We start from the raw sequence: 13,912 nt of genomic DNA, 5'->3' as shown, positions 1-13,912 counted from the left end.
ATGGCACGGACTCTCCCGTCAGGCAGGCTGCCCGTTGCCGCCGCTTGCCCCGAAGATCTGCCCCGTCGAATAGCTCATCAGCGGGTCCGCCGCGGCGACATACAGCCCGGCGATCTCGGCGGGCTGGCCCGGCCGCCCGAGCGGCGCGCTCTTGCCGAAGCTCTGCTGCTTTTCGGGCGTCGCGCCGCCGCTGACCTGCAACGGGGTCCAGAACGGCCCCGGTGCGACCGCATTGACGCGGATGCCCTTGGCCGCGAGCTGCTTGGCCATTGCCTTGGTGAAGTTCAGCACCGCCGCGCGGGTCAGCGCATAATCGACGATGTCCGGCGACGGGTCGCCCGCCTGCTCGGACGAGGTGTTGACGATGACCGACCCCGGCCCCATCCGCGCCACTGCCGCCTTGGTCAGCCAGAAGGGCGCATAGACGTTGGTCTTCATCGTATCGTCGAAGTCCTGCGACGATATCGAGGCGATGTCGGGCCGGGTCTGCTGCCGCGCGGCATTGTTGACGAGGATGTCGAGCCCGCCCAACTGCTGAGCCGCTTGTGCTACGAGCTGGCGGCAGAAGCCTTCGTCGCGCAGGTCGCCGGGAATCGCCACCGCCTTGCGCCCGGCCTCGCGGATCAGCGCCACGACCTCGCGCGCGTCGCTTTCCTCGGCGGGAAGGTAGTTGATCGCCACATCCGCTCCTTCGCGGGCATAGGCGATGGCGGCGGCGCGACCGATGCCGCTGTCGCCACCGGTGATAAGCGCCTTCCTGCCTGCCAGACGGCCCGATCCCTTGTAGCTCGTCTCGCCATGGTCGGGACGCGGCGTCATCTTCGAGGTGAGGCCCGGCCACGGCTGGCGCTGCACCGGGAACGGCGGCCTGGGATAGGCGGCGGCGGCGGGCGTGGTCGCCTGTCCCCCGCTCCCCTGCGCGATCGCGGGTGCGGCAGCGGCGGCTGCCCCGGCAAGGGCTGCGCCCGCGACGAAGGTACGGCGATCGGTATCGGGCATGGCGTGCGGCTTTCCGGCTGGGGGTGTCGCATGGAGACGCTCGCGTGCCCGCACGGGTTCCCCTGCCGGTCCAAATCGGCTACGCGCCCGCGATGGCTACCAACCCGATCGCTCCGCCCGCCCTGCCCCTTTCCGTCAACGACGTGCGTCAGGCGGCGATGCGCATCGGCGGATCGATCGTCCGCACGCCGACCCTCGTCAGCCGCACCCTGTCCGAGCTGACCGGCGCGACCGTGTATCTGAAGTTCGAGAATCTCCAGTTCACCGCCGCCTACAAGGAACGCGGCGCACTCAACACGCTGCTGCAACTCGACGAGGCGACCCGCGCCAAGGGCGTGATCGCGGCATCGGCGGGCAACCATGCGCAGGGCCTCGCCTATCACGGCAACCGGCTCGGCGTGCCGGTCACGATCGTGATGCCCAAGCCGACGCCGACCGTGAAGGTCATGCAGACCCGCAGCCACGGCGCGACCGTGGTGCTGGAGGGCGAGACGTTCGACGCCGCCTATGCCCATGCCCGCAGGCTGGAGGCCGAACAGGGCCTGACCTTCGTCCACCCGTTCGACGATGCGCGGATCATGGCGGGCCAGGGCACCGTCGCGCTCGAAATGCTGGAGGACGTGCCCGGGATCGACACGCTGGTCGTGCCGATCGGCGGCGGCGGACTCATCAGCGGCATGGCGACCGTCGCCCGCGCATCGGGCCGCGATATCGAGGTCGTGGGGGTACAGGCCGAGCTGTTCCCGTCGATGTACAACCGGCTGCACGGCACCGCGATGGACTGCGCGGGCGACACGCTGGCGGAGGGGATCGCGGTCAAGCAGCCCGGCGGCCTCACCGCACAGGTGGTCGAGGCGCTGGTCGACGACATCGTGCTGGTGAGCGAACGGCAGCTGGAAGAGGCGGTCAGCCTGCTGGTCCAGATCGAGAAGACCGTGGTCGAGGGCGCAGGTGCGGCGGGGCTCGCGGCGCTGCTGGGCCATGGGCCGCGGTTCAAGGGCCGCACCGTCGGCATCGTCCTGTGCGGCGGCAATATCGACACGCGGCTGCTCGCCAACGTGCTGTTGCGCGACCTGGCGCGTTCGGGGCGGCTGGCGCGGCTGCGCATCCGGTTGCAGGACCGGCCCGGCGCGCTGTTCCACGTCGCCAAGATCTTCCACGAACACGGCGTCAACATCATCGAGGTGTATCACCAGCGCGTGTTCACCACCCTGCCTGCCAAGGGGCTGATCACCGACATCGAATGCGAGACGCGCGACCGGGCGCATCTCGACGGGCTGATCGAGGGGTTGCGCGACGGCGGCTATGAGGTGAGCACGGTCGAACTGGCCTGAACCGGCGGACCGCCCGCGCCGTCCGATCGGAGGCGCGGCGGCCCGTTAACCGTCAATCGGCGCAAAGCGGCTTTTCATGCGGGCGTCCGAGCGCCATATCTAGGCTCGTTCAGTTCCTTGACGCTGTCTGACGAAGGATCGACGGGTGACCGCGCCGTTTCGTTTTCCCCGTTTCTTCGTGACCGCCCCCGGCCCCTGCCCCTATCTGCCGGGGCGGCAGGAGCGAAAGGTCTTTACCGAGCTGAGCGGCCCCAATGCCGATGAGCTGAACGACGCGCTGGGCCGCATCGGCTTTCGCCGCAGCCAGGGGGTCGCCTATCGCCCCAGTTGCGTCGGATGCAGCGCGTGCGTTTCGGTGCGGGTCGTCGCGGGCCGGTTCGCCGCCAATGCTACCCAGCGCAAGCTGCTCAAGCGCCACGCCGACCTGGAAATCCGTGCCTGCAAGCCATGGGCGACCGAGGAGCAGTTCCGCCTGCTGCGCCGCTATCTCGACGCGCGCCATCCCGGCGGCGGCATGTCGTCGATGGACGAGAGCGACTATGCCGACATGGTCGAACATTCGCCGGTCACGTCGTGGATCGTCGAATATCGCGAGCCCGGCGTCGACGGACGCCCCGGACGGCTGGTGGCGGCGTGCATCACCGACGAACAGTCCGACGGGCTGTCGATGGTCTACAGCTTCTTCGAGACGGAGGACGAGACGCGGCCCGGCCTCGGCACCTTCGTGATCCTCGACCATATCCGCCGCGCGCGCGCGGGCGGGCTGCCGCACGTCTATCTCGGCTATTGGGTCAAGGGGTCGCCGCGCATGACTTACAAGACCCGCTTCCGCCCGATGGAAGCGCTGGGGGCCACCGGCTGGGCGCTGCTGGAGCAAGTGGATGCGATAAAGCCACCCCCGGTCGCGGTCGTCGCATAGGACTGGCCAACATCCAGCGACGGTGCGGCATCTCCGCTCCCTGAAAGGATGCCTCTGCGAAAGCCTCGCTTTCGTACCCCGGCGAAGGCCGGGGTACGGGCAGTTTCGGGTCAGCCGCGCGACGTTCGCAGCGGAATGCTGGAAGGGGGGAGCAACTTCGTCGATGATTCCGCGGAATGTCGATCCGCACACTGCCGGTACCCGACGCGGAACGGGCGCCCGGTCGTGTGACCGGACGCCCGTTTCCGTTCCGACCCGCCGGGACATGCGCCCCGGCGATCGCGCATCAGCCCTGGCGGGCCTTGAAGCGGCGGTTGGTCTTGTTGATGACGTAGATACGGCCGCGACGGCGGATCACGCGGTTGTCCCGGTGACGATCCTTGAGCGACTTCAGCGAATTGACGATCTTCATGGTTCGGCTCTCAAACGGCAAAAAGGCCGTTCGCACGGCCGGAAACGAAGCGTCGCCTATCCGCCCCCGCCCGTGCCGTCAAGACCCGCCCAGGGATTCGCGGTTCCGAAACGGTATCGCAATGAACCCAATCGCCACGTCCGCACGTTGAGCGCCACGAGAAGTGCCAGCAACGGGACGAATTACATGAACAGGACGATCGCCCTCGCCTTTGCCGCCGCCGCAGCGGTCGCGACCTCCGCGTGCACCACCACCGGGTCGCAGGTGCGTCCGGTCGATGTGACCCGGTTCCACCTGAACCAGCCGATCGCCAAGGGCAGCTTCTCGATCGAGCCGCTGTCGACCAATGCCGTGATCAGCCCCGAATTCCAGACCTATGGCAACGCCGTCGCGCGCGAGATGGAGAAGCTGGGCTTCGCGCGGGCCGGGACCACGCCGTCCGACCTGATCATCGCGGTCGCCTTCACCCGCGCGACCCGCGGCTTCGTCGAGCAGCGCCCGCCGGTGTCGATCGGCATCGGCGCGGGCGGCGGTGGCGGCGGCTGGCGCGGCGGCGGGCTGGGCGTCGGCGGCGGCGTGGGCTTCGGCGTCGGCGGTGGCCAGCGCGAGGTGGTGGGATCGGAACTGGCGGTGCAGATCCGCCGCCGCAGCGACGGCACCACCATCTGGGAAGGCCGCGCCGTGACCGACTCGCTCGAACGCACCGCAGGCGCGCAGCCGGTGTTCCAGGCCGATCGGCTGGCCAATGCGATGTTCCGCAACTTCCCAGGCGAGTCCGGAATCACTACGACGGTGAAATGAGCATCGTCATCAACGCCGCGTTCGACAGCGGCAACATCCGCGTGGTCGCCGTGCAGGGCGACGTGATCGACCTCGAGATCGTCGCCGACCATCTGTCGGACTTCTACCAATGGTTCCACTTCCGCGTCGCCGGGGCGCGGGGACGGACGCTGACCTTCCGCATCGTGAATGCGGGCGGCGCGGCCTATGCGTTCGGCTGGCCGGGCTATCGCACCCGGATGAGCACCGACCGGCAGGCATGGCGGCAGGTCTATACCGGCTATGCGAACGGGGTGCTGACCTTCACCGCCACGATTCCCGGCGATCTCGCGTGGTTCGCCTATTTCCAGCCCTATACGCTGGAGCGGCACGCCGATCTGGTCGCCCGCATCGCCGCCCGCCCCGGCGTCGCCCACCGCGAACTGGGCCAGAGCCTCGACGGACGCGCGATCGACTATCTGACGCTCGGCACCGGCGCGTTGCAGGTCTGGGCCTATGCCCGGCAGCATCCCGGCGAATCGATGTGCGAATGGTTCATGGAAGGGCTGCTGGAGAAGCTGACCGATCCGAAGGATGTGACCGCCGCGCGCCTGCGCGAGCGCTGCACCTTCCACTGCATCCCCAACATGAACCCCGACGGGTCGTATCGCGGGCATCTGCGCACCAATGCGGCGGGGGTGAACCTCAACCGCGAATGGCACGCGCCCACGCCGGAGCGCAGCCCCGAAGTGCTCTGCGTCCGCAATCGCATGGACGAGACCGGCGTCGACATCGCGATCGACGTGCACGGCGACGAGGCGATCCCGGCCAACTTCATCGCAGGCTATGAGGGCATCCCGAACTGGACCGATGCGCACGGCGCGCGCTTCACCGCGTTCGGGGCGGCATGGGCGGCGGCGACGCCCGAGTTCCAGACGAAGCTCGGCTATCCCGTTGCGGCGGCAGGACAGGCCAACCTGTCGATGTCGACCAACCAGCTCGCCCAGCGCTTCGGCGCGCTCAGCATGACGCTGGAGATGCCGTTCAAGGATCATGACGCCAACCCCGACCCCGAATTCGGCTGGTCGGGCGAACGCTCGAAGCGGCTGGCGCACAGCTGGCTGGAGGTACTGGCGGCGTTCGAGGCGTGATCGTCCGCGCAGGCGGGCTGGACCATCCCGCCACCGCCGCGCTGCTGACCGCGCATCTGGCCGACATGCAGGCGTCGTCGCCGCCGGGGTCCGTCTACGCGCTGGACCTGCGCGGCCTGGCGACGCCGGACATCGCCTTCTTCACCGCTTGGGACGGGGAGGCGCTGCTCGGCTGCGGCGCACTGCGGACGCTGGGCGACCGCGACGGCGAGGTGAAGTCGATGCGCACTGACCGCGACGCGCGCGGGCGCGGCGTGGCGCAGGCGATCCTCGACCGGATCGTCGCCGAAGCGCGTGCCGCGGGCCTCACCCGGCTGCTCCTCGAAACCGGGACCGGGGCGATGTTCGATGCCGCGCACCGGCTCTATGCCCGCAACGGCTTCGTGCCGTGCGCGGCGTTCGGCGACTATGTGGCGACCGACTTCAACCGGTTCCTCTGCCGCCTGCTTTAGGCTAGGCGCGCTTGAGACAACTGCAACGGAGGTTCCATGCCCACGCTCGTCCTGATCCGCCACGGCCAGTCGGCCTGGAACCTCGAGAACCGCTTTACCGGCTGGTGGGACGTGAACCTGACCGCGCAGGGCGAGGCGGAGGCCAAGGCGGCGGGCGAGCTGCTGGCAGCCAAGGGCCATGACTTCGACCAGTGCTTCACCAGCTTCCAGACGCGCGCGATCAAGACGCTGAACCTCGCGCTGGAGGCGATGGGGCGGCTGTGGCTGCCGGTGGAAAAGGACTGGCGGCTGAACGAGCGTCACTATGGCGGCCTCACCGGGCTGGACAAGGCCGAGACGGCGGCGCGCCACGGCGACGAGCAGGTCAAGATCTGGCGCCGCAGCTTCGACGTGCCGCCGCCGCTGCCGGAAGCGGACAGCCCGTGGGACCTGTCGGCCGATCGCCGCTATGCCGGGATCGACATTCCGCGGACCGAAAGCCTGAAGGACACGATCGCCCGCGTCCTCCCGTACTGGGACAGCCGCATCGCGCCCGAGCTGAAGGCGGGCAAGCGGGTGCTGATCTCGGCGCATGGCAATTCGTTGCGCGCGCTGGTGAAGCATCTGTCGGGCATCCCCGACGACGAGATCACGGGCCTCGAAATCCCGACCGGGCAGCCGATCGTCTATGAACTCGCCGACGACCTGACCCCGACCGACCGTTATTATCTGAGCGAGCGGTAAACCGCACGTTCGTCATTCCCGCGCAGGCGGGAATGACGATTACCAAAGGCAGGGTGACTCTCCCGCTTGCCCTGCCCCGCCCCCTTCCCTAAGCAGCGCCCTCCCACAAGCGTTACGGGCAGGCAATGGACGACGCACCGCTGGTCGGCATCATCATGGGCAGCACTTCCGACTGGGAGACGATGGCGCACGCCGCCGAGACGCTCGCGAAACTGGGCGTGCCGCACGAAACCAGGGTCGTCTCGGCGCACCGCACCCCCGCGCGGCTGGTCGATTATGCGACGAGCGCGGTCGAGCGCGGCCTCAAGGTCGTGATCGCAGGGGCCGGCGGTGCGGCGCATCTGCCCGGCATGGTCGCATCGATGACCCGCCTGCCGGTGCTGGGCGTGCCGGTGGAGTCCAGGGCGCTGAAGGGCATGGATAGCCTGCTGTCGATCGTCCAGATGCCGGGCGGTGTCCCGGTGGGGACGCTGGCGATCGGCAAGGCCGGGGCGATCAACGCCGGGCTGCTCGCCGCATCGATCCTCGCGACGCACGACGATGCGCTGGCCGAACGGCTCGACGCATGGCGCGCGGCGCAGACCGATAGCGTGGCGATCGATCCGCGATGAGCGCGCTCGCCCCAGGCGCCACGATCGGCATCATCGGCTCGGGCCAGCTCGGGCGGATGATCGGCATGGCGGCGGCACAGCTCGGCTATCGCATCCATGTCTATGCACCCGAGACGGGACCGGCGAACGACGTGGCCTTCGCCTATAGCAAGGGCGCGTACGACGATGTGACGGCGCTCAGGGCGTTCGCGGCGGCGGTCGATGTCGTCACCTACGAGTTCGAGAACATCGCCGCCGCGCCGATCGCGGCGCTGGGCGACAAGGTGCGCCCGTCGGCCCGCTCGCTGGAGATCGCGCAGGACCGGGTGCGCGAGAAGCGCTTCGTCGAGGAACTGGGCGGCACGCCCGCCCGCTGGGCCGAGGTCGCCGATCGTGCCGCGCTCGATGCCGCGATCGCTGCGGTCGGCTGCCCGGCGGTGCTCAAGACCACCCGCTTCGGCTATGACGGCAAGGGGCAGGCACGGCTGGCGTCGCCCGCCGATGCCGATGCGGCATGGGACGCGATCGGCGGCGGGCCTGCCGTGCTGGAGGCGTTCGTCGATTTCTCCGCCGAATTCTCGGTCGTGCTGGCGCGCGGGCGCGATGGCGTGGCGGCGCTCTATCCGTCGTCGCGCAATGTCCACAAGGCTGGCATCCTCGATACCACCACGGTCCCCGCTCCGGCGATCGAGCCGTGGCTGGCCGACGCGCGGGCGCTGGCGGGCAAGGTCGCCGAGGCGCTCGGGCATGTCGGGGTGCTGACGCTCGAGTTCTTCTGCGGCCCCGACGGCGCGGTGTTCAACGAAATGGCCCCGCGCGTCCACAATTCCGGCCACTGGACGATCGAGGGCGCGGAAACCTCGCAGTTCGAGAATCACGTGCGGGCGATCCTCGGCCTCCCGCTCGGCAGCGTGGACCTGACCGCCGCCCGCGCGGAAATGACGAACCTGATCGGGGACGACGTGAATGCGTGGGGCGAACTGGTCGCCGAAAGCGGCGCACACCTGCACCTGTACGGCAAGCGCGAGGCGCGTCCGGGCCGCAAGATGGGCCATGTGACCCGGATCGAGCGGTAGCAGTTCCTCCCCGGCACGGGGAGGGGGACCAGCGAAGCTGGTGGACGGGGGCGTCCGCAGACGCGGCGGTAGCGTTTGGCGATGCCCCCTCCACCACCGCCTTCGGCGGCGGTCCCCCTCCCCGTGCCGGGGAGGACCATGGGATTACCCCTCCACTCCCAGCTGCCACAGCACGAACGCCATTTCCTCCGCCGCCTCGCGCAAACTCTCCCACCGGCCCGACTTGCCGCCGTGGCCCGCGCCCATGTTGGTCTTGAGCAGCAGCACGTTGCGATCGGTCTTGGTCGCCCGCAGCCGCGCCGCCCATTTGGCGGGTTCCCAATAGGTCACGCGCGGATCGTTCAGCCCGCCGGAGATGAACACCGGCGGATAGTCCTGCGCCGTCACATTGTCGTACGGGCTGTACGACCGGATCAGCTCGAACGCCGCCTTGTCCTCGATCGGGTTGCCCCATTCGGGCCATTCGCCGGGCGTCAGCGGCAGGCTGTCGTCGAGCATGGTGTTCAGCACGTCGACGAACGGCACGCTGGCCACCACCGCGCCCCACAGATCGGGGTCGGAGTTCATCACCGCGCCCATCAGCTCACCGCCCGCAGAGCCGCCGGCGATGGCGATCCTGCCCCGGTCGGTGAAGCCCAGCTCGATCAGCCCCTTCGCCACATCGACGAAATCGTTGAAGGTATTGGTCCGCTTCTCCAGCTTGCCGTCGAGATACCATTGCTGGCCGAGATCGTCGCCGCCGCGGATATGCGCGATCGCGAACGCCATGCCGCGGTCGAGGAACGACATGCGGCTGGTCGAGAAGCCCGGCGGGATCGCATAGCCGTATGCGCCATAGCTGTAGAGATAGAGCTTGCCGGTGCCGTCGCGCGGGAAATCCTTCGGGTACACCACGGAACAGGGAATGGCGGTGCCGTCGCGCGCGGTGATGTGCAGCCGCTCGGTCGCATATTTCGCCGGGTCATAGCCCGAGGGAATCGTCTGCACCTTGCGCACGGTGAGGTCACCCGAGTTTACGTCATAGTCGTAGACGGTGCCCGGCGTGACCATCGATTCATAGCCGAGCCGCAGCGTATCGACCGCATATTCCGGATTGTCGCCGAGGCCGACGACATAGCTCGCTTCGGGAAACTCGATCGGCCTGGCCGCGCCGCCCGCGTAATCGTGCAGCCGGATCTGGTCGAGGCCGTCGAGACGCCCCTCGACCACGAAGAAATCGGCGAAGGTCGTCACCCCGGTCATGTAGAAATGCGGATCGGCGGGGATCGCCTCCTCCCACACGTCCGGCGTCTCCAGCTTCGCGGTGGCGAGGCGGAAGTTGGGATGGGTGTCGTTGGTGTGGATATAGAGCATGCCGTCATGCTCCTCCACGTCATACTCGACATGCTCCTCGCGCGCGCGGACGAGGATCGGGGTCGCGGTCGGATCGTCGGCGGGGATCAGATAGACCTCGCTGGTCACGTGATCCCCCGCCGAGATGACGAGGAAGCGGCGCGACTGGGTTTCGCCGACCGACACCCGCCAGCCCTCGTCCGCCTCGTGATAGAGTTCGATATCGTCCTCGATCGCCGTCCCAATGCGGTGCAGCCGGGCATTGTCGGTGCGCCACTGCTCGTTGGCGAGGCCGTAGAGGAAGCCGCTCGAATCGGCGGTCCAGACCAGTTCGGACAGCGTGCCCGGAATCGTGTCGGGCAGCAGTTCGCCGGTGGTCAGATCCTTGACCCGCGCCTCGAACCGTTCGCCGCCGTCGTCGTCGATCGCATAGGCTAGCAGCCGCCCGTCGGGGCTGACCGACAGCGCGCCCAGCCGGAAATATTCCTTGCCCTCGGCCAGCGCCGGTTCGTCGAGGATCAGTTCATCGTCGCCGCCCGCAACCGGCCTGCGCCACCAGCGGCGATATTCGCCGCCGGTCTCGAAATCGGACCAGTACCACCAGTCGCCGTCGCGCTGGGGAACGGTGGCGTCGTCCTCCTTGATCCGGCCGCGCATCTCGGTGAACAGCGTGTCGATCAGCGGCCGGTGCGGCTGCATCACCGCGTCGAAATAGTCGTTCTCGGCCTTGAGATAGGCGAGCACGTCGGCGTCCTCGACCTTGGGATAGTTCGGGTCGCGCAGCCATGCCCATGGGTCCTGCACGGTGATGCCGTGGCGTTCGTAGCGGTGGGGGCGCTGTTCGGCGATGGGCGGGATCGGGTTCGTCATAGGGCGCCCATGTGGGGCGGGTTCACCGGGAAGTCGAGCAGGGAAGAAGGAAGAAGGCTGGTTCGCGCGGAGGCGCGGAGGCGCGGAGGGGTGCGCTTGCGGCTCGGTCCGCCGCGATAGCGGCTGTCTTGCTTCCGGTTGCCGCAGGTGCAAGTGTTCCGCTGACGCGGAACGTTCACACGAACACACCCCCTCCGCGCCTCCGCGCCTCCGCGCCTCCGCGCGAACCAATATCTTCTTCCTTCCCGCCCCGCCCCGCTGGTATCGCCCGCGCCATGACCGATCATCACGCCCGCCTGACCGCCCTGCGCATCGCCCTCACCGACCAGAAGCTCACCGGCTTCGTCGTGCCGCTGACCGACGAGCATATGAGCGAATATGTCGGCGCCTATGCCCAGCGGCTGGAATGGCTGACCGGGTTCAAGGGCTCGGCGGGGAGCGCCATCGTACTGGCGGACAGGGCAGCGATGTTCACCGACGGGCGCTACACGCTGCAGGTGCGCGAGCAGGTCGACGCCGCCGACTGGGAATTCGTGCAGGTGCCCGCCACGTCGGTGACCGACTGGCTTGCCGTCCATGCGCAGGCGGGCGACCGGATCGGCTATGACCCGTGGCTGGCGACGACCGGATGGGTCGCGGCGGCGCAGGGCGTGCTGGCGGCGAACGGTGCGGAACTGGTCGCGGTCGACGCCAATCCGATCGACACGCTATGGGCGGACCGCCCCGCCCCCTCGCCCGCGCCGATGAACGTGTACGACGATGCACTGGCCGGGCGTTCGTCGGCGGACAAGCGCGCGGCGATCGGCGACTGGCTGGCCGAACGGCGCGCCGATGCGGTGGTGCTCTCCGCGCTCGATTCGATCGCATGGACGTTCAACGTGCGCGGGACCGACGTGGCGCGGACCCCGGTCGCGCTGAGCTATGCGATCGTCCATGCCGACGGCACCGCCGACCTGTTCGCGGCACCGGGCAAGGTCGGCGAGGAGGTCGCCCGCCATCTCGGCAATGCCGTCACCGTGCGTCCGATGGCAGACTTTCCCGCCGCGCTGGGGCAACTGGCGGGCAAGCGCGTCGCCGCCGATCCCGACCGCGCGGTCGCTGCGATCCACGACCGGCTCGCCGCCGCCGGTGCCGCGATCCTGCCCGAGCGCGATCCGACCGTGCTGGCCAAGGCGATCAAGCACCCCGCCGAGATCGCCGGACACCGCGCGGCACAGGCGCGCGACGGCGCGGCGATGGCGCGCTTCCTGAAATGGTTCGAGGAAACCGCCCCGGCGGGCACGCTGACCGAACTGTCCGCTTCGGACCGGCTGGCGGCGATCCGCGCCGAGACCGGGCTGCTGCTCGACCAGTCGTTCGACACGATCAGCGCGACCGGCGCGCACGCCGCCAGCCCGCATTACAAGGCGACCGTGGAGAGCGACGCACCGATCCTGCCGGGGCAACTCTACCTCATCGATTCGGGCGCGCAGTACCGGGACGGGACGACCGACATCACCCGCGTCATGCCGGTGGGGGCGGTATCGGACGAGATGCGCGACCGCTTCACCCGCGTGCTGAAGGGTCATATCGCCATCGACAGCGCGGTGTTCCCCGACGGGACGCTCGGTGGCCATATCGACGGCTTCGCGCGGCGGCCGCTGTGGGAAGCGGGGCTCGACTATGCCCATGGCACCGGCCACGGCATCGGCGCCTATCTGTCGGTGCATGAAGGGCCGCAGCGGATCGGCGCGCCGAACTATCCGGGCGGCGGGCCGCTCGAGCCGCTGCGCGCGGGCATGATGCTGTCGAACGAGCCGGGCTATTACAAGGCGGGCGAATACGGCATCCGCATCGAGAATCTGGTGCTGACGGTGGCGCGCGACATCCCCGGCGGCGACCTGCCGATGCTGGGGTTCGAGACGCTGACCTTCGTGCCGATCGAGCGGTCGCTGATCGTGCCAGCATTGCTGACCGACGGCGAGCGGGCATGGGTCGATGCCTATCATGCGAAGGTCGCCGACCTGCTCGTGCCGCTGCTCGACGGCGAGACGGCGGCATGGGTCGCGGCGAAGTGCGCGCCGCTGGGCGGATAGGGCCGCGCCGTCCGCTCGGTTCGTATCGGGCGTCGTCGGGACACGGCGCGGAGCGCGCGGCGCGCCCCTCGACTACGCTCGGGACGAACGAGGGTCAGGCGCGCCCCGAAGCGCCGCGACTCAGGCCGAATCGCGCTCCGCCAGCATCGGCGACAGCACGACCGAGGGTGCGTCCTCGCCCGCGATGCGGCGGAACAGCGCATCGACCATCGCCTTCGCGCCGGTCGCCAGGTCCTGCCGGACGGTGGTGATGCGCGGCACCGCGCTCAGCGCGATCGGCAGGTCGTCATAGCCCACGACCGGCATGTCGCCCGGCACCCTGATCCCGCGATCGGCGAGCACCCGGAGCGTCGTGACCGCGATCACGTCCGATGCCGCCGCGATCCCGTCGATATCGCGGCCCACCCGGTCGAGATGCCCGGCGATCTCCTGTTCCATGATGTCGGAGGCGAGATGGGTGTCGAGCTGCACCGGCCGGTCGGCGATGCCCGCCGCCGCCATCGCCTGCGCCACCCCGTCATACCGGTCGCGGATTTCGGGGGCACGGACCTCGCCGAGGAACGCGATGCGGCGGCAGCCGCGCGCGATCAGCCGCTCGCCCGCCAGCCGCCCGCCCGCGACATTGTCGGTGCCGACCGCGCAGTGGACCTGCCCCGCATGGTTGCTGCTGCCCCATGCGACGAGCGGGCGATAGCGCGCGGCGACCCGCTCGATCGTCGGCAACTGGTCCGACTGGCCGATCAGCAGCACCCCGTCCATCATCCCCGAATCGACGATCCGCTCCAGCCAGTCGGCGGCGTCGGGAATGATCCGCGACAGCATCAGGTCATAGCCGTCCTCGGTCAGCCGGTCGGCGAGATGGCCGAGCATCGTCATGAAGAACGGGTCGGACAGATGCTGCCGCCGTTCGTGCCCCAGCGGCACGACGATGCCGATCACGCCGGTGCGCTGGGTGCGCAGGCGGCTGGCCATCTGATTCGGGCGGAAGCTGTGCTCGGCGGCCAGCGCCTGGATTCGGTCGCGCGTCTCGGCGTTGACCAGCGACTTGCCCGCCAGCGCGCGCGATACCGTTCCTGCCGACACCCCGGCAAGCCGGGCAAGGTCGGCGATCGTGCGCACGCGGGGCGGAGAGTGGCGATCCTGATCCATCCGCCTGCTTGTAGGAGCAATCCGCGATCCGCGCCTAGCGCAAATCGTCGCCAGTCCATGCGGTTTGCAAA

The 13,912-nt window shown here is 69.1% G+C and carries 13 protein-coding genes; 9 read left to right on the top strand and 4 right to left on the bottom strand.

Features of this window, described 5'->3' with window-relative positions:
• Positions 1-18 precede the first annotated feature (18 nt).
• Positions 19-999, bottom strand: coding sequence for an SDR family oxidoreductase (locus tag ABLE43_RS04265; protein WP_348977238.1), 981 nt, complete (start codon positions 997-999; stop codon positions 19-21).
• Between the two features lie 92 nt (positions 1,000-1,091).
• Here ABLE43_RS04265 and ABLE43_RS04260 point away from each other — a divergent pair, with 92 nt between their 5' ends.
• Both ABLE43_RS04260 and ABLE43_RS04255 read left to right on the top strand, forming a co-directional pair.
• On the top strand, positions 1,092-2,333 hold the full coding sequence (locus tag ABLE43_RS04260; RefSeq protein WP_348977237.1) for a threonine ammonia-lyase: 1,242 nt from the start codon (positions 1,092-1,094) through the stop codon (positions 2,331-2,333).
• 145 nt (positions 2,334-2,478) lie between these two features.
• A complete protein-coding gene (locus ABLE43_RS04255) occupies positions 2,479-3,252 on the top strand; it encodes an arginyltransferase (RefSeq protein ID WP_348977236.1) in 774 nt (257 codons plus the stop codon).
• A gap of 286 nt (positions 3,253-3,538) precedes the next feature.
• Here ABLE43_RS04255 and ykgO read toward each other — a convergent pair whose 3' ends face one another.
• Positions 3,539-3,664 (bottom strand): type B 50S ribosomal protein L36, encoded by a 126-nt coding sequence (gene ykgO / locus ABLE43_RS04250; RefSeq protein ID WP_055755695.1) that lies wholly within the window; start codon positions 3,662-3,664, stop codon positions 3,539-3,541.
• A 186-nt stretch (positions 3,665-3,850) separates the two neighbouring features.
• Between ykgO and ABLE43_RS04245 the strand changes: the two genes are divergently transcribed.
• The 6 genes from ABLE43_RS04245 to ABLE43_RS04220 all read left to right on the top strand — a co-directional run bounded on the left by ABLE43_RS04245 (position 3,851) and on the right by ABLE43_RS04220 (position 8,415).
• Entirely contained in the window at positions 3,851-4,465 is a 615-nt protein-coding gene (locus ABLE43_RS04245; RefSeq protein WP_348977235.1) for a DUF4136 domain-containing protein, read from the top strand.
• Positions 4,462-5,574 (top strand): M14 family metallopeptidase, encoded by a 1,113-nt coding sequence (locus ABLE43_RS04240; RefSeq protein WP_348977234.1) that lies wholly within the window; start codon positions 4,462-4,464, stop codon positions 5,572-5,574. Before ABLE43_RS04245 ends, ABLE43_RS04240 begins: the two co-directional genes overlap by 4 nt.
• Positions 5,571-6,026 (top strand): GNAT family N-acetyltransferase, encoded by a 456-nt coding sequence (locus ABLE43_RS04235; protein WP_348977233.1) that lies wholly within the window; start codon positions 5,571-5,573, stop codon positions 6,024-6,026. Before ABLE43_RS04240 ends, ABLE43_RS04235 begins: the two co-directional genes overlap by 4 nt.
• A gap of 36 nt (positions 6,027-6,062) precedes the next feature.
• Positions 6,063-6,749 (top strand): 2,3-diphosphoglycerate-dependent phosphoglycerate mutase, encoded by a 687-nt coding sequence (gpmA, locus tag ABLE43_RS04230; protein WP_348977232.1) that lies wholly within the window; start codon positions 6,063-6,065, stop codon positions 6,747-6,749.
• Positions 6,750-6,874: 125 nt separating this feature from the next.
• A complete protein-coding gene (purE, locus tag ABLE43_RS04225) occupies positions 6,875-7,360 on the top strand; it encodes a 5-(carboxyamino)imidazole ribonucleotide mutase (protein ID WP_348977231.1) in 486 nt (161 codons plus the stop codon).
• Positions 7,357-8,415: a 5-(carboxyamino)imidazole ribonucleotide synthase gene (locus tag ABLE43_RS04220; protein ID WP_348977230.1), complete on the top strand. Its 1,059-nt coding sequence runs from the start codon at positions 7,357-7,359 to the stop codon at positions 8,413-8,415. Before purE ends, ABLE43_RS04220 begins: the two co-directional genes overlap by 4 nt.
• A 144-nt stretch (positions 8,416-8,559) precedes the next feature.
• Here the strand turns inward: ABLE43_RS04220 and ABLE43_RS04215 are convergent, their stop codons facing one another.
• A complete protein-coding gene (locus ABLE43_RS04215) occupies positions 8,560-10,617 on the bottom strand; it encodes a S9 family peptidase (protein ID WP_348977229.1) in 2,058 nt (685 codons plus the stop codon).
• Positions 10,618-10,892: 275 nt separating this feature from the next.
• On the opposite strand from ABLE43_RS04215, the gene ABLE43_RS04210 reads away from it, so the two are divergent.
• Positions 10,893-12,692, top strand: a complete 1,800-nt coding sequence (locus ABLE43_RS04210) for an aminopeptidase P family protein (RefSeq protein WP_348977228.1) — start codon at positions 10,893-10,895, stop codon at positions 12,690-12,692.
• A gap of 120 nt (positions 12,693-12,812) precedes the next feature.
• On the opposite strand, the gene ABLE43_RS04205 is transcribed toward ABLE43_RS04210, so the two are convergent.
• Complete coding sequence (locus tag ABLE43_RS04205) at positions 12,813-13,841, bottom strand: LacI family DNA-binding transcriptional regulator (protein ID WP_348977227.1); 1,029 nt, start codon at positions 13,839-13,841, stop codon at positions 12,813-12,815.
• Positions 13,842-13,912: the final 71 nt, after the last annotated feature.

This window comes from Sphingomonas silueang, assembly GCF_040049155.1.
Lineage (GTDB): Bacteria > Pseudomonadota > Alphaproteobacteria > Sphingomonadales > Sphingomonadaceae > Sphingomonas > Sphingomonas silueang.
Note: the sequence above shows the minus strand (reverse complement) of the source record. Positions and strands in the feature narration are given on the sequence as shown.

Coding starts and splice junctions, on each gene's coding strand:
- ABLE43_RS04265 (WP_348977238.1), bottom strand. CDS start 999: ATGCCCGATACCGATCGCCGTACCTTCGTCGCGGGCGCAGCCCTTGCC.
- ABLE43_RS04260 (WP_348977237.1), top strand. CDS start 1,092: ATGGCTACCAACCCGATCGCTCCGCCCGCCCTGCCCCTTTCCGTCAAC.
- ykgO (WP_055755695.1), bottom strand. CDS start 3,664: ATGAAGATCGTCAATTCGCTGAAGTCGCTCAAGGATCGTCACCGGGAC.
- ABLE43_RS04245 (WP_348977235.1), top strand. CDS start 3,851: ATGAACAGGACGATCGCCCTCGCCTTTGCCGCCGCCGCAGCGGTCGCG.
- ABLE43_RS04240 (WP_348977234.1), top strand. CDS start 4,462: ATGAGCATCGTCATCAACGCCGCGTTCGACAGCGGCAACATCCGCGTG.
- gpmA (WP_348977232.1), top strand. CDS start 6,063: ATGCCCACGCTCGTCCTGATCCGCCACGGCCAGTCGGCCTGGAACCTC.
- purE (WP_348977231.1), top strand. CDS start 6,875: ATGGACGACGCACCGCTGGTCGGCATCATCATGGGCAGCACTTCCGAC.
- ABLE43_RS04220 (WP_348977230.1), top strand. CDS start 7,357: ATGAGCGCGCTCGCCCCAGGCGCCACGATCGGCATCATCGGCTCGGGC.
- ABLE43_RS04215 (WP_348977229.1), bottom strand. CDS start 10,617: ATGACGAACCCGATCCCGCCCATCGCCGAACAGCGCCCCCACCGCTAC.
- ABLE43_RS04210 (WP_348977228.1), top strand. CDS start 10,893: ATGACCGATCATCACGCCCGCCTGACCGCCCTGCGCATCGCCCTCACC.
- ABLE43_RS04205 (WP_348977227.1), bottom strand. CDS start 13,841: ATGGATCAGGATCGCCACTCTCCGCCCCGCGTGCGCACGATCGCCGAC.